At 63.6% G+C, this 13,888-nt stretch carries 13 protein-coding genes; 6 read left to right on the top strand and 7 right to left on the bottom strand.

All coding sequences use genetic code 11. The features are described 5' to 3' along the window. The first annotated feature begins 91 nt into the window (after positions 1 to 91). The 3 genes from ACP7DD_RS13165 to ACP7DD_RS13155 are packed head-to-tail and all read left to right on the top strand — an operon-like array spanning position 92 to position 2,169. A complete protein-coding gene (locus tag ACP7DD_RS13165) occupies positions 92 to 1,144 on the top strand; it encodes a YgfZ/GcvT domain-containing protein (protein WP_426175272.1) in 1,053 nt (350 codons plus the stop codon). 3 nt (positions 1,145 to 1,147) lie between these two features. After that, positions 1,148 to 1,438, top strand: coding sequence for a DUF4936 family protein (locus tag ACP7DD_RS13160; RefSeq protein WP_426175271.1), 291 nt, complete (start codon positions 1,148 to 1,150; stop codon positions 1,436 to 1,438). Further along, positions 1,429 to 2,169 (top strand): NRDE family protein, encoded by a 741-nt coding sequence (locus ACP7DD_RS13155; protein ID WP_426175270.1) that lies wholly within the window; start codon positions 1,429 to 1,431, stop codon positions 2,167 to 2,169. The genes ACP7DD_RS13160 and ACP7DD_RS13155 overlap by 10 nt, the downstream gene beginning before the upstream one ends. Before the next feature lie 33 nt (positions 2,170 to 2,202). Here ACP7DD_RS13155 and ACP7DD_RS13150 read toward each other — a convergent pair whose 3' ends face one another. The 5 genes from ACP7DD_RS13150 to ACP7DD_RS13130 all read right to left on the bottom strand — a co-directional run bounded on the left by ACP7DD_RS13150 (position 2,203) and on the right by ACP7DD_RS13130 (position 7,398). Continuing rightward, positions 2,203 to 3,105, bottom strand: coding sequence for an SDR family oxidoreductase (locus tag ACP7DD_RS13150; protein WP_426175269.1), 903 nt, complete (start codon positions 3,103 to 3,105; stop codon positions 2,203 to 2,205). An 11-nt stretch (positions 3,106 to 3,116) separates the two neighbouring features. Beyond that, entirely contained in the window at positions 3,117 to 3,899 is a 783-nt protein-coding gene (locus ACP7DD_RS13145; RefSeq protein WP_426175268.1) for an SDR family oxidoreductase, read from the bottom strand. Positions 3,900 to 3,983: 84 nt separating this feature from the next. After that, a complete protein-coding gene (locus tag ACP7DD_RS13140) occupies positions 3,984 to 4,286 on the bottom strand; it encodes a Dabb family protein (RefSeq protein ID WP_426175267.1) in 303 nt (100 codons plus the stop codon). A gap of 12 nt (positions 4,287 to 4,298) precedes the next feature. Further along, positions 4,299 to 6,152: an acyl-CoA dehydrogenase gene (locus ACP7DD_RS13135; protein ID WP_426175266.1), complete on the bottom strand. Its 1,854-nt coding sequence runs from the start codon at positions 6,150 to 6,152 to the stop codon at positions 4,299 to 4,301. 67 nt (positions 6,153 to 6,219) lie between these two features. Beyond that, positions 6,220 to 7,398 (bottom strand): acetyl-CoA C-acyltransferase, encoded by a 1,179-nt coding sequence (locus ACP7DD_RS13130; RefSeq protein WP_426175265.1) that lies wholly within the window; start codon positions 7,396 to 7,398, stop codon positions 6,220 to 6,222. 255 nt (positions 7,399 to 7,653) lie between these two features. On the opposite strand from ACP7DD_RS13130, the gene ACP7DD_RS13125 reads away from it, so the two are divergent. Together ACP7DD_RS13125 and ACP7DD_RS13120 are read left to right on the top strand one after the other, a co-directional pair. After that, positions 7,654 to 9,357: an MFS transporter gene (locus ACP7DD_RS13125; protein ID WP_426175264.1), complete on the top strand. Its 1,704-nt coding sequence runs from the start codon at positions 7,654 to 7,656 to the stop codon at positions 9,355 to 9,357. 179 nt (positions 9,358 to 9,536) lie between these two features. Continuing rightward, the gene (locus tag ACP7DD_RS13120; RefSeq protein ID WP_426175263.1) at positions 9,537 to 9,881 is read left to right on the top strand and encodes a four-helix bundle copper-binding protein; all 345 of its coding nucleotides are present in this window, start codon (positions 9,537 to 9,539) and stop codon (positions 9,879 to 9,881) included. Positions 9,882 to 9,921: 40 nt separating this feature from the next. On the opposite strand, the gene ACP7DD_RS13115 is transcribed toward ACP7DD_RS13120, so the two are convergent. Then, entirely contained in the window at positions 9,922 to 10,083 is a 162-nt protein-coding gene (locus tag ACP7DD_RS13115) for a hypothetical protein (RefSeq protein ID WP_426175262.1), read from the bottom strand. Here ACP7DD_RS13115 and ACP7DD_RS13110 point away from each other — a divergent pair. After that, complete coding sequence (locus ACP7DD_RS13110) at positions 10,082 to 11,722, top strand: DUF4394 domain-containing protein (RefSeq protein WP_426175261.1); 1,641 nt, start codon at positions 10,082 to 10,084, stop codon at positions 11,720 to 11,722. The genes ACP7DD_RS13115 and ACP7DD_RS13110 overlap by 2 nt on opposite strands. 68 nt (positions 11,723 to 11,790) lie before the next feature. Here the strand turns inward: ACP7DD_RS13110 and ACP7DD_RS13105 are convergent, their stop codons facing one another. Beyond that, entirely contained in the window at positions 11,791 to 13,878 is a 2,088-nt protein-coding gene (locus tag ACP7DD_RS13105; protein ID WP_426175260.1) for a 3-hydroxyacyl-CoA dehydrogenase NAD-binding domain-containing protein, read from the bottom strand. Positions 13,879 to 13,888 lie beyond the last annotated feature (10 nt).

Below are 13,888 nucleotides of genomic sequence, written 5' to 3'. Positions count from 1 at the left end.
TTGGTTTTGCGCGGAGTCCGGCGGGAATTTCTCGACATCTCTATAATGAACCCGTAATGATAATGCTTTAAACAGAAACTATTGGGAATTTATGGATAACTGGAACGACTATCTGCTGTCCCAAGGCGCACGCGTCAGCCCGGATGATACCTTGCAACCGGCACATTTTGCGCATGCATTGAGCATAGGCGAACTTGCCGCCGGCTTCGTGGCCGTGATCGGCGACCAGGGCCTCATCTCTGTGACCGGCGCGGACGCCGCCAGTTTCCTGCATAACCAGCTGACCAACGATGTCGAGCATCTAGGCGCCGACGAAGCGCGCCTGGCCGGCTATTGCACGCCGAAAGGCCGGCTGCAGGCCACCTTCCTGATGTGGCGCGACGCTGAATCGATCTACCTGCAACTGCCGCGCGAACTGCAACCCGCGCTGCAAAAACGCCTGTCGATGTTCGTGCTGCGCGCCAAGGCCAAACTGGCCGATGCCGGCGCCGGCGTCGTCATGCTGGGCCTGGGCGGCGCCGCGGCGCAAGCTGCCTTGCAGCAGCATATCGGCACCCTGCCCGACCGTCCATACAGCAAGGTCGATAACCCGCTGGGCACCTTGATCCGCGTGGCCGACGCTTTAGGCGCGCCACGCTACCTGTGGCTGTTGCCGTCTGGCATAGCCGCGACGATCTTGCCGGCGCTACGCGACACGCTCGCGCTGGGCGGCAGCCAGGCGTGGGAGCTATCGGCCATCCACGCCGGTGTGCCGCAGATTACTGCCAAGACCCAGGAGCAATTCGTGCCGCAGATGATTAACTTCGAGTTGCTGGGCGGCGTCAATTTCAAGAAAGGCTGCTATCCGGGCCAGGAAATCGTCGCGCGCAGCCAGTATCTTGGCAAGCTCAAGCGGCGCGCCGCGCTGGTGACGATCGACAATGCCGAGGCGCTGGCCGGCGATGAGGTATTCGCCCTCAGCGACCCGGGCCAGCCGTGCGGCATGGTTGTCAATGCCGCGCCAAATGGCGCCGGCGGCGTCGATGCGCTGGTGGAAATGAAGCTCGCGGCGCTGGAAGAGGGCAACATCCGGCTCGGCTCGGCCGATGGCGCGCCGTTGGTCTTCAAGCCGATGCCCTACCCGCTCGACGCCATCGAGGTCTGAACCATGAACGACCTGTACATCTATTATCAGGTGACTCAAGAGCACGCCGCGGCACTTGAACTGCGCGTGCGCGCGATGCAGGCGCGGCTCGCAGGGGAACGGGGCGTCAACGCCCAGCTCAAGCGGCGCCCGGAAGCGGCCGACGGCTTGCAGACGTGGATGGAAATCTATCCGGGCACAGCGGCCGGCTTCGATGCCGCGCTGGACGCCGCGGTGCAGGATGCCGCGCTGGCGGAGCTGATTGCCGGCAAACGCCACATCGAAATTTTTACGGATTTACACCCATGTGCTTGATTGTTTTTGCGTGGCAGGTTGTGCCCGGCGCGCCGCTGATCGCCGCCGCCAACCGCGACGAGTTTTATGACCGGCCCGCCAGTGCCGCCGGCAACTGGCCCGAGCACCCGCAGGTGTATGCCGGCCGTGACCTCAAGGGTGGCGGCAGCTGGATGGGCATCACCGAGGACGAAGGCGCCGGCGGGCCGCGCTTTGCCGCGCTGACCAATATCCGCGGGCCGCAGGAACGCCGTCCCGACGCACCGTCGCGCGGCGCGCTGGTGGCCGATTTTCTCGCCGGCGGGTTGTCGGCGCCCGACTACATCGCGCGCATTGCCGACGGCGCCGGCGCGTATAACGGCTTCAATCTGGTGCTGGGCGACCGCAACGGCCTGTACTGGTTCTCCAACCGCGGCGACGGCGACGAGCGCAACGGCATGGCGCTGGAGCCGGGCATCTACGGCATTTCCAATGGGCTGCTCGATTCGCCGTGGCCGAAGGTCACGCGCACCAAGGCGCAGTTCGCCAGCCTGCTGTGCCAGGGTGCACCGGAAGACGCCTACTTCGAGATGCTGGCCGACACCACGTGCGCGCCGGACGTGCGGCTGCCCGACACCGGCATCGCGATCGACCTCGAGCGCGTGCTGTCGGCCGTGTGCATCGAGACGCCGGGCTACGGCACGCGCACGTCGACGGTGGTAAAACTGTACGCCAACGCGCCAGCCGAGCTGCACGAGCGCGTTTTGCAGTAGCCAGAAGGACGGTTTTCGGGCAGCGGCTGAAGCTCACTGCTTCATCTTGGCACGCAGCATGTCGCGGATGTGGGGCGCCGCCTTGTACGGGTCGCTCGGATTGCGCTGGTGCACGATCTCGTCCATTCGCTCGGCAACGTTGCCCAGCGCGCCCGGGTGCGAGTAGATGTAGAACTGGCCGGCGCCGATCGCCTCGAACGTGATCTGCGCCACGTCCGCCGCCGACACCTTGCCCGATTCCACCGCCTTCTCCGTCATCGCTTGCGCCGCCACCTGGCTGGCGGTCGGCCCGGCCGTCATCCTGACGTCGCGCGGCCGGTTGCGGTGCGACTGGCTGATGCCGGTCGGCACAAAGTACGGGCACAGCACCGAAGCGCCGATCGGCGCCTCGACCAGCTGCAGGTCGTGGTACAGCGACTCCGACAGCGACACCACCGCGTGCTTGGACACGTTGTAGACGCCCATCGTCGGCGCATTGAGCAGGCCGGCCATCGACGCCGTATTGACGATGTGCCCCTCGAAGGCCGGATCGCGCGCCGCGCACTTTAGCATCAGGCGCGTGAAGATGCGCACGCCATGAATCACGCCCCAGACGTTGACGCCCAGCACCCACTCCCAGTCCGCTTCCGAATTTTCCCAGATCAAGCCGCCCGAACCGACGCCGGCGTTGTTGAACACGAGGTGCACGGCGCCGAAGCGTTCCATCGTTGCGTCCGCCAGCGCCTGCACCTGCTCGCCTTTGCGCACGTCGCACTGCATGGCGAGCACGTCGGCGCCACGCGCCTCGAGTTCGGTTCGCGCCTGGTCGAGTGCGTCCTGCTGCACGTCGGCGAGTACCAGTTTCATGCCGCGCTCGGCGGCCTGGTTGGCGAATTCACGGCCCAGACCGCTCGCGCCGCCGGTGATGACGGCGACCTTGTCGTTGAAATGTTTCATCAATGCCCCTGTCAGACCGCGGAAACGCCGCCGTCGACGGCCAGCGTCTGGCCGGTGATGTGTTTGCCCGCATCGGAAGCGAACAGCACGGTCGCGCCCTTCAGGTCCTCGCCGTCGCCAAGGCGGTTCAGCGGCGCTTCCTTCGCCATGTTGTCGGCGCCGACCGCAGCGAGCAGGCCGTGCGTCATCTTCGACGGGAAAAAGCCCGGCGCGATCGAGTTGACGGTGATGCCGTAGGCGCCCCACTCGCCCGCCAGCGTGCGGGTAAAGTTGATCACCGCGCCTTTCGACGTGTTGTAGGCCAGCGTCTTCATCGGGCCCGGCGGATTGCCGGCCAAGCCCGCGATCGACGAAATGTTGATGATGCGACCGTACTTACGCGGAATCATCGACGCCTTGCCGACCGCCTGCGACACCAGGAAAATGCTGCGGATATTCAGGTTCATCACCTTGTCCCACGCCTCGACCGGATAGTCTTCGGCCGGCGCGCCCCAGCTGGCGCCGGCGTTGTTGATCAGAATGTCGATCTGGCCGAGGCGCTTCATCGCTTCGTCCACCAGCGGCTGCACCTGGTCGTCTTTCGACAGGTCCGCCGCGATGGCCGATGCGTCGACGCCGCGCGCCTTCAGGTGGGCCACCGCTTCATCGAGCTCGGATTGTCTGCGTGCCGACAGCACGATGCGGGCTCCCTGCTCGCCGAGCGCCTCCGCCATCTGCAGGCCGAGCCCGCGCGAGCCGCCGGTGACCAATGCCGTCTTGCCGGCGAGGGAAAACAATTGTTGGGAAGTACGCATGTTCGATTGTCTCCAAACTATTGGTATAAATCACCCCGGGGGGTGGTTGAGTCCGTGTCCGAATGTCGGCACTGACCCCGATGGTTAGATGTGGTAATCCATGCACTGGCGCGACTCGCGAACGGCGCCGATGAACGGTTTCAGCGCCTGGTGGGTCGGATGGTCGGCGTAGGCGTCGAGCGCGCCCTTGCTGTCGAACTCCGAATACAGCACGATGTCGTAGGTCGCTTCGAGGCCGGGCTGGGCCAGGGCGACCTCGAACTTGAGCGTGCCGGGCACCAGCGCGGCGCACGCTTCGAGCTTTTCCTTCATCTTCGCGGCGTTGGTGGCGCGGTCGGCGCCCTCGGCGAAATCCTTCAGTTTCCACATGACGATGTGCTTGATCATTGTTGTTCCTGGTTAGAACCACGCGTCCTGCATGTCGAGCGTGGTGGTGTCGATGCTGGCCAGAAGGTCGAGCTGCGGCCCGACCTTCGGCAGTTCCCATTTGAAGAAATAGCGGCACGCCTGCAGCTTGCCGCGGTAGAAATCCCGGTCGCTGTCGGCCGCGGTATCGAGCGCGCGTTCGGCCAGCGAGGCCTGTTCGAGCCAGATCCAGGCGATCACGGCGTGGCCGACCGCCTCCAGGTAAACGCTGGCGTTGGCCAAGGTCTTGTTCATGTCGCCGCAGGCATACAGCACAGCAGTAACGGTTGCGACGCGCTGCCAGATTGCATCGAGCTGGTCGGCATACGCGTGCAGTTCGACCGAGGCGCCATGTTCGCGCGTGTCGTTGACCGTCTTGCCGATCTCGGCGCTGACTGCACGGAACAGCGCGCCATCCTGGATCGACACCTTGCGGCCCAGCAGGTCGAGCCCGTGGATGCCGTGCGTGCCTTCGTGAATCGCGTTCAGGCGGTTGTCGCGGTAGAACTGCTCGACGTTGTACTCGCGCGTGTAACCGTAGCCGCCATGCACCTGGATCGCCAGGCTGTTTGCCTCGACGCACCATTGCGATGGCCATGACTTGGCGATCGGCGTCAGGAAATCGAGCAGCTGGCCGGCGTGACGGCGCGCCTCGTCCGACTCGGCGCTGCGTTGCTCGTCAACCAGCCGCGCGCAGTACAGCACCAGCGCCAGCGCGCCTTCGGCGTACGCCTTCTGCGCCAGCAACATGCGCCGCACGTCGGTGTGGCCGATGATCGCCACCTGCGGCTTGACCGGATCTTTCTCGGCTGAATGACGCCCCTGCGGACGGTTGCGCGCGTAATCGAGCGCGTGCAGGTAACCGGTGACGCCGAGCACGGCGGCGCCGAGGCCGACGCCGATGCGCGCCTCGTTCATCATATGGAACATGTTGGCCAGGCCCTGGTGCACATTGCCGACCAGGTAGCCAATTGCGCCGGCCTTGCCGCGCGGCGTGTACTTGCCCTCGCCAAAGTTGAGCAGGCAGTTGGTGGTGCCGCGGTTACCCATCTTGTGGTTCAGGCCGGCGAGCACGACGTCGTTGTGTTCGCCCGGTGCACCGTTCTCATCGAGCACGAACTTCGGCACGATGAACAGCGAGATGCCCTTGACGCCGGCGATTGGACGCCCGTCAGTGCCGGGGATCTTGGCCAGCACCAGGTGCACGATATTGCCCGCCAGGTCATGCTCGCCGGCCGAAATCCACATCTTGTTGCCGGTCAGCCGGTACTGGCGCTCGCCGTCGGGGCCTTCCACCGGATCCGGCTCGGCGCGGGTGGTGATGTCCGACAAGCTCGATCCGGCCTGCGGTTCCGACAGGCACATGGTGCCGAAGAACTTGCCGGCAAACATAGGCCGCACGAACTGCTCGACCTGGCGCGGCGTGGCGCACTTGAGCAGCGTGTTGGCGTTGGCGACCGTGAGGAAGATGTAGGCCGAGGTAGCAACGTTGGCGGCCGTGAACCAGGCAACGGTCGCCTTCTCCATCACCGATGGCAACTGCATGCCGTCGAACTCGTAATCCTGCCCCGCCGCCAAGAGTCCCGCAGCGGCGAAAGCATCGAGCGCGATCTTCACTTCCGGAATGATGGTGACGGCGGTGCCGTCGAAGTGCGGCTCGTTGTTGTCGCTTTTTTTGTTATGCGGCGCAAACAGGTCGGTGGCCACTTGCTCGGCGGTGTCGAGCGCGGCGCTGAAGGTTTCGCGGCTGTGGTCTTCGAAGCGCTTGCGCGCGGTCAGCGATTCGACGTCGAGCCATTCGAACAGCAAAAAGTCGAGGTCGCGGCGCGAAAGGATTTTTGATTGCATGGCGCGATAGTTGAGGGTTGCTCAGCCACGTCGTTCCCGCGAAGGCGGGAACGTCGGTGAAGGGGTTCTAGACGACTTCGAACAGGCCGGCGGCGCCCTGGCCGCCGCCGATGCACATCGTGACGACGACGTACTTCACGCCGCGGCGCTTGCCTTCGATCAGCGCGTGGCCGACCAGGCGCGCGCCTGACACGCCGTACGGGTGGCCGACGGCGATCGCGCCGCCGTTGACGTTCAGGCGGTCCATCGGGATGCCGAGCGTGTCGGCGCAATACAGCACCTGCACGGCAAACGCCTCGTTCAATTCCCACAGGCCGATGTCGGACACCGACAGGCCGGCTTTTTTCAGCAGCTTGGGCACCGCGAATACCGGGCCGATGCCCATCTCGTCAGGCTCGCAGCCGGCCACCGCGAAGCCGCGAAAAATGCCGAGCGGCTGCAGGCCCTTCGCTTGCGCCGTCTGCGCGCTCATCACGATCGCCACCGAGGCGCCGTCCGAAAACTGGCTGGCATTGCCGGCGCTGATCACGCCGCCAGGGACCGCCGAGCGGATCTTCGAGACCGCCTCGAGCGTGGTGTCGGCGCGGATGCCTTCGTCGGCCGAAATCGTCACTTCGCGCGTCAGCAGCATGCCGCTGGCCTTGTCGGCCACGCCCATGGTGGTGGTCATCGGCACAATTTCGGCGTCGAAGCGGCCGGCAGCCTGGGCGGCGGCGGCGCGCTGCTGGCTCTGCACGCCGTACTCGTCCTGGCGCTCGCGGCTGACCTTGTAGCGCTTGGCCACCGTCTCGGCCGTCTGCAGCATCGGCCAGTAGATTTCCGGCTTGTGCTCCATCAGCCACGGATCGGCCAGCATATGGCGGTTCATTTCCTGCTGCACGCACGAGATCGACTCAACGCCGCCAGCGGCGTAAATATCGCCCTCGCCGGCAATGATGCGCTGCGCCGCGGTGGCGATCGTCTGCAGACCCGATGAGCAAAACCGGTTGATCGTCATGCCGCCGGTCGTGACCGGGCAGCCGGCGCGCAGCGCGATCTGGCGCGCGATATTGGCGCCGGTGGCCCCTTCCGGATTGGCGCAGCCGATGATGACATCCTCGACCTCGCCAGCTTCGATGCCGGCGCGCGCAATCGCCGCCTGCAGCGCGTGGCCGCCCAGGGTGGCGCCGTGCGTCATGTTGAACGCGCCCTTCCACGATTTGGCCAAGGCGGTACGGGCGGTCGATACGATGACTGCATCTAACATGGAGATCTCCTGAGTTGGTAAATGTGTCTGTCGACACGGTGTCGTTGCGTACGAGAATAGCACAATTTAGTACGGTCGTTCGCAAAATTATCGCCGCTCAAAAGCGACACTTGCGTTAGCGATTTGAATATTCTTTTTGTCAGCTTGATGTAAGTTTGCAGCAAGCCTGCCGTAAGTTTGACAGGTCACACTGCCATACAGCTGAAGTACCGGCTATCCGATGAAATCTACATAATTAAATACACGGAGACACACATGGCAATTACCCCCGGCATGACCGCGGACGGCCGCAAGGCAGTCCCAGCGAACACGGGCCTCACCAAGGAAGAGCGCAAGGTCATCTTCGCCTCGTCCCTCGGTACCGTTTTCGAATGGTACGATTTCTACCTGTACGGCGCCCTGGCGACCATTATCGGTACCCAGTTCTTTATTGGCGACGCCACCACCAAGTTCATCTTCGCGCTGCTCGCGTTCGCGGCCGGCTTCATCGTGCGTCCATTCGGCGCGCTGGTGTTTGGCCGGCTCGGCGACATGATCGGTCGCAAGTACACCTTCCTGATCACGATCTTGCTGATGGGCGCGTCGACTTTCCTGGTCGGCTTACTGCCAAGCTACGCGTCGATCGGCATTGCGGCGCCGATCATCCTCGTCACGCTGCGTATCCTGCAAGGCCTGGCGCTGGGCGGCGAATACGGCGGCGCGGCGACCTACGTGGCCGAGCACGCACCGGAAGGCCGGCGCGGCTACTTCACGTCGTGGATTCAGACCACCGCAACGATGGGCCTGTTCCTGTCGCTGATGGTCATTCTCGGCACCCGTACCGCGATGGGCGAAGAGCAGTTCCTCGCGTGGGGCTGGCGCATTCCGTTCCTCGTTTCGGTGCTGCTGCTGGCCGTGTCGGTCTGGATTCGCTTGTCGATGCACGAGTCGCCGGCGTTTGCAAAAATGAAAGCGGAAGGCAAGACGTCGAAGGCGCCGCTGACCGAAGCTTTCCTGAAAGGCAGCAATGCCAAGATCGTGCTGCTGGCACTGATCGGCCTGACGATGGGCCAGGCCGTGGTGTGGTACACGGGCCAGTTCTACGCCCTGTTCTTCCTTGAGAAAACGCTGAAGGTCGACGGCGCGCTGGCCAATATCCTGATCGCCATTTCGCTGTTCCTGGCCACGCCATTCTTCGTTATCTTCGGCACGCTGTCGGACAAGATTGGCCGCAAGTGGATCATCCTCGGCGGCTGCCTGATCGCCGCGCTGACCTACTTCCCGATCTTCGGCGCGCTGACGCACTACGCCAATCCGACGCTGGAAGCAGCTCTGAAGAATTCGCCAGTGGTGGTGGTGGCCGATCCGGCAACCTGCCACTTCCAGTTCAACCCGACTGGCCAGAAAAAATTCCCATCGTCGTGCGATATCGCCACCGGCATGCTGACGGCGGCATCGGTGAGCTACACCAAGGTTGACGCCGCGCCTGGCACCGTTGCAAGCGTCAAAGTCGGCGACAAGGAATATACGTCGTTTAACGCCAGCATGGATGCAGCCAACCTGAACTTCGACGCCGCCAGCAAAGCCAAGGAAGCGGCAATGAAGACGGAAGTCGGCGGCGCCATCAAGGCTGCCGGCTACCCTGCCAAGGCCGACCCGACGCAGATCAACAAGCCGATGGTTGTCTTGCTGCTGTTCATTCTTGTGCTCTATGTCACCATGGTGTACGGCCCGATCGCGGCGATGCTCGTTGAAATGTTCCCGACCCGCATCCGCTATACGTCGATGTCCTTGCCGTACCACATCGGTAATGGCTGGTTCGGCGGCTTGCTGCCAACCACCGCGTTCGCCCTGGTGGCGTACAAGGGCGATATCTACTACGGTCTGTGGTATCCGATTATCATCGCCATGATCACGTTCGTGATCGGTGCGCTGTTCGTCAAGGAAACCAAGGACAACGATATATACGCTGCCGATTAACACAGCATCGTTGCTGAATGAAAAATGCCGCTAGCGACAGCGGCATTTTTTTCGCCTTGCGCGACCTTCCTGCTCGGAAAAAAATCTTGGCGCCACGTATCGCGCGTTAGGCTTACTATGCAGGAGAGTATCATTTGCAGGCAGGCACGTCGCCTGGACTTAACTTGAAGAGGATCATCATGCTCGACAGCGAAATGCACAACCTGCAGAACTGTATCGCCGCCTGCCAGGAAGCGATCCGCGCGTGCCAAACGTGCGCGGCCGAAGACATCCGCGCCGGCACGTCGCTGTGCGCGCTGATCAACCTCGACTGTTCCGACATCTGCACGGCGACGATGAACGCGATGGCGCGCAACTCGCTCCACCATGGCGACTTTGCGGCCGTGTGCGCGCACGTGTGCCGCGCCTGCGCGACCGCCTGCTCCGTGCATGCCGAAATCCACGCCCACTACGCCGCCTGCCAGATTGCGTGCGAAAAGTGCGCCTCCGAATGCGTCAAGCACGTCAAGGAACGCCACATCTGACCGCCCGTTGATGTTTGGCGTCTGGCGAAAACTTCGAATATCAAACGGGTCTGACCGCGGTTTTTTTTTGCATCTGGTGCATCCATTTGCGCTGCTGAGGTGTAGTACAAGCGTCAACTTTCGTCCCCGCGATCAATTTTTGTTGGTTCGCCGTGACCAGTTGCAGCGTTGCACTCATCGATAATTCAGGAGCCGAAGCCATGAACAACCCTTTTTTTGCCAAACTCACTCTCGCCACTGCCGTCGCCCTCGCCCTCGCAGGATGCGGCAGCGATAACGACAACAACGTGCCCGAGGCACCGCCGGCGCCGCCACCGCCGCCAGCCGTGCCGGGTGACGTCTTCGTGCTGACCGCAAGCAACAAGCTGGCGTCGTTCAATCGCGATAGCGCGGCGACCATCCGCACCAACGTCGCCATTACCGGCCTGGCCGCCGGCGAGAGCCTGGTCGGCATCGACTTCCGCCCGGCAGACGGCCTGCTGTATGGCGTCGGCAGTACCGGCCGCCTCTACACGATCGACACCACCACCGCCGCGGCAACGCTGAAGTCGACCCTCACCGCGGATGCAACCGACACCACCTTGCCGTATGCGAGCTTGTCCGGCGCCCAGTTCGGCGTCGACTTCAACCCGGCGGCGGACCGCCTGCGCGTTGTCAGCGACACCGGCCAGAACTTGCGCATCAACGTCGACACCGGCGCGGTGACCACCGACGGCGCCATCAACGGTGGCGCGGCCAACGCCGCGGTGACTGCGTCGGCCTACACCAACTCGTTCGCCGGCACCGCCAACACGGTCCTGTTCGCCATCGATTCTGCCAACAGCACCTTGTTTACGCAAAATCCGCCAAACAACGGCACCCTGAGCTTGCCGGTGTCACTGGGCATCACCGCCAGCAGCGTCAGCGGCTTCGATATCGATGCTGTCACCAATACCGGCTACGCCGTGTTCACTGTCGGCGGCGTGCGCAACTTCTACAGCGTCAACCTGACGGCAACCAGCAACGCGGCCACCGTCATCGGCGCCGTCGGCGTGACCGAAGACATCCGCGGCCTCGCGGTGCGCGGCGCCCGCACAGCAGTCGTGTACGGCCTGGCCGATGATGGTCGCCTGGTCAGTTTCGCCGCCTTGACGCCAAACACGGTGACGGCAACGGCAATCACCGGCCTGGCCGCCGGCGAAACGGTGCTCGGCATCGACTTCCGTCCGAAAGACCGCCTGCTGTACGCGCTGTCGTCGACCGGCAAGATCTACACGGTCGACCCGGCAACTGGCGCTGCCACGGTCAAGGCAACGTTGGCCGCGGAGGCCGCCGACACCACCAACCCGTTCGCCGGCATCAGCGGCACCGCGTTCGCAGTCGACTTCAACCCGGTCGCCGACCGTCTGCGCGTCATCAGCAACACCGGCCAGAGCCTGCGCATCAACGCCGACACGGGCGCCACGACGACCGACGGCACCATCAACGCGGCCGGCGCGTTGCCGATCGTCACGGGCGCGGCGTACACCAACAGCTTTGCCGGCACCACCACGACGAGCCTGTTCGACATCGATACCGCTGCTGACACCCTCGCGCTTCAGAACCCGCCTAACGACGGCACGCTCAGCAACGTCGGGGCACTCGGCGTCGATGTCACTGGCGACGTCGCCTTCGATATTGCCGGCGGCACCAACGGCCTGGCACTGGCGGCGCTGCGTTCCACCGCCGGCGGTCCAAGCTCGCTGTACCGCATCGACCTGGTGACCGGCGCCGCCACCCTCGTCAACGGCGCCGCCACGCCTGCTACATCGCTCGTCGGCACCGGCCTCGGCTTGCGCGATATCGCCATTCTGATCCGCTAAACAAACCGCTGTCGCATAAAATATGCCGCTGAATTCAGCGGCATTTTTTTCGTTCGCGATCGGACCGATCAGCTGTTGAAGCCCTTGCCTTCGGCAGCGAGCTTGACCAGCAGCGGCGCCGGCGTCCAGGCGTCGCCATGGCGGCCCTTCGCGTACTTCTCCATCGCAATCAACACGTTGAACAGGCCAACCGTGTCGGCGTAGAACATCGGGCCGCCGCGGTACACCGGGAAGCCGTAGCCGGTCAGGTACACCATGTCGATGTCGGAAGCGCGCATGGCAATGCCTTCTTCGAGAATGCGGGCGCCTTCATTGACCAGCGAATACACCAGCCGCTCGACGATCTCCTGGTCGGAAATCTTGCGCCGCTCGACGCCAATGTCGGCCGAATGCTTGGCGATCATGTCGTTGACGGCCTGGTTGGCGTACGCCTTGCGATCGCCCGCCTTGTAGTCGTACCAGCCGGCACCGGTCTTCTGGCCGAAGCGCCCCATCTCACACAGCAAATCAGCCGTCTTCGAATAAACGACTTCCGGCTTCTCGACGTAGCGCCGCTTGCGGATGTACCAGCCGATGTCGTTGCCGGCCAGGTCGCCCATGCGGAACGGACCCATCGCAAAGCCGAACTTTTCCACCGCCTTGTCGACCTGCTCGGGCAGGCAGCCTTCTTCCAGCAGGAAGCCGGCCTGGCGGCTGTACTGCTCGATCATGCGGTTGCCGATGAAGCCGTCGCACACGCCCGACACGACGCCAGTTTTCTTCAGCTTCTTCGACAGCGCCAGAGTGGTGGCCAGCACATCCTTGCCGGTGGCCTTGCCGCGCACGATTTCCAGCAGCTTCATGACATTGGCCGGGCTGAAGAAGTGGGTGCCGATGACGTCCTGCGGCCGCTTGGTGAAACCGGCGATCTGGTCGACATCGAGCGTCGACGTGTTCGACGCCAGGATCGCGCCCGGCTTCATCACCGCGTCGAGCTGCCGGAAGACCGTTTCTTTCACGCCCATGTCCTCGAATACAGCCTCGACGACGATGTCGGCCTGCGCGATGTCGGCGTACGACAAGGTGCCGCTGATCAGGCCAACGCGCTGGTCGAACTTCTGCTGCGTCAGCTTGCCCTTCTTCATCGTGTTTTCGTAATTCTTGCGGATCGTCGCGATGCCTTTGTCGAGCGCTTCCTGCTTGGTTTCGAGCAGGATCACCGGGATGCCGGCGTTGACGAAGTTCATTGCGATGCCGCCGCCCATCGTGCCGGCGCCAATGACGGCGGCCTGGCGGATCTCGCGCGTTGGCGTGTCGGCCGGTACGTCAGGCATCTTGCTGGCGACGCGCTCGGCAAAAAACGCATGGCGCAGCGCCTTCGATTCCGGCGTCTGGATCAGGTGCAGGAAACGCTCACGCTCGAACTTGATGCCGTCTTCAAACTTGTGGGTCACCGATGCCGCCACCGTTTCAACGCACTCGATCGGCGCCGGAAACGCGCCTGACATCGCTTTGACAGTGTTGCGGGTAAATTGCAGGAAGGCTTCGTGGTTTGGATAGTGAACCTTGCGGTCGCGCACTTTCGGCAGCGGACGCACATCGGCCACATGGTTGGCAAAGGCGATTGCCGACGACAGCAGGTCCGAGCCGGTGGCGAACACTTCATCGAACAGCGCCGTGTCGGCCAGTTTTTCCGACAGGATCGGGGTGCCGGAGACGATCATGTTGATCGCCTTTTCGAGCCCGATCATGCGCGGCAGGCGCTGCGTGCCGCCGGCGCCAGGCAGCAGGCCGAGCTTGACTTCCGGCAGCGCGATTTGCGCGCCTGGCAGTGCCACGCGGTAGTTGCAGCCGAGCGCGAGTTCCAGCCCGCCGCCCATGCAGACGGAATGGATCGCGGCAACGACCGGCTTGGCCGAGTTTTCGATGACGTTGATGAGCGTGTGCAGCGTCGGCTCGGTCAGCGCCTTCGGCGAGTTGAATTCCTTGATGTCGGCGCCGCCCGAAAACGCCTTGCCTGCGCCGGTGATGACGATGGCCTTGACGGCGTCGTCGGCCTGGGCTTTGCGCAGCCCTTCCACAGCCGCGGTGCGCGTGGCAAGTCCGAGTCCATTGACCGGCGGATTGTTCAATGTAATGACGGCGACACTGCCCTTGACCACGTAATCGGCGCTCATGTTGATTCCT

The sequence above is a fragment of the Massilia sp. TWR1-2-2 genome, assembly GCF_049897565.1.
GTDB lineage: Bacteria > Pseudomonadota > Gammaproteobacteria > Burkholderiales > Burkholderiaceae_D > JAFCUW01.
The sequence above is the reverse complement of the archived record's forward strand: the minus strand, read 5'-3'. Positions and strand labels throughout refer to the sequence as shown.

Excerpts from the sequence above, each read along its gene's own strand:
- ACP7DD_RS13160 (WP_426175271.1), top strand. The coding sequence starts at position 1,148 with ATGAACGACCTGTACATCTATTATCAGGTGACTCAAGAGCACGCCGCG.
- ACP7DD_RS13150 (WP_426175269.1), bottom strand. The coding sequence starts at position 3,105 with ATGAAACATTTCAACGACAAGGTCGCCGTCATCACCGGCGGCGCGAGC.
- ACP7DD_RS13130 (WP_426175265.1), bottom strand. The coding sequence starts at position 7,398 with ATGTTAGATGCAGTCATCGTATCGACCGCCCGTACCGCCTTGGCCAAA.
- ACP7DD_RS13140 (WP_426175267.1), bottom strand. The coding sequence starts at position 4,286 with ATGATCAAGCACATCGTCATGTGGAAACTGAAGGATTTCGCCGAGGGC.
- ACP7DD_RS13105 (WP_426175260.1), bottom strand. The coding sequence starts at position 13,878 with ATGAGCGCCGATTACGTGGTCAAGGGCAGTGTCGCCGTCATTACATTG.
- ACP7DD_RS13135 (WP_426175266.1), bottom strand. The coding sequence starts at position 6,152 with ATGCAATCAAAAATCCTTTCGCGCCGCGACCTCGACTTTTTGCTGTTC.
- ACP7DD_RS13115 (WP_426175262.1), bottom strand. The coding sequence starts at position 10,083 with ATGGCTTCGGCTCCTGAATTATCGATGAGTGCAACGCTGCAACTGGTC.
- ACP7DD_RS13110 (WP_426175261.1), top strand. The coding sequence starts at position 10,082 with ATGAACAACCCTTTTTTTGCCAAACTCACTCTCGCCACTGCCGTCGCC.
- ACP7DD_RS13125 (WP_426175264.1), top strand. The coding sequence starts at position 7,654 with ATGGCAATTACCCCCGGCATGACCGCGGACGGCCGCAAGGCAGTCCCA.
- ACP7DD_RS13120 (WP_426175263.1), top strand. The coding sequence starts at position 9,537 with ATGCTCGACAGCGAAATGCACAACCTGCAGAACTGTATCGCCGCCTGC.
- ACP7DD_RS13165 (WP_426175272.1), top strand. The coding sequence starts at position 92 with ATGGATAACTGGAACGACTATCTGCTGTCCCAAGGCGCACGCGTCAGC.
- ACP7DD_RS13155 (WP_426175270.1), top strand. The coding sequence starts at position 1,429 with ATGTGCTTGATTGTTTTTGCGTGGCAGGTTGTGCCCGGCGCGCCGCTG.
- ACP7DD_RS13145 (WP_426175268.1), bottom strand. The coding sequence starts at position 3,899 with ATGCGTACTTCCCAACAATTGTTTTCCCTCGCCGGCAAGACGGCATTG.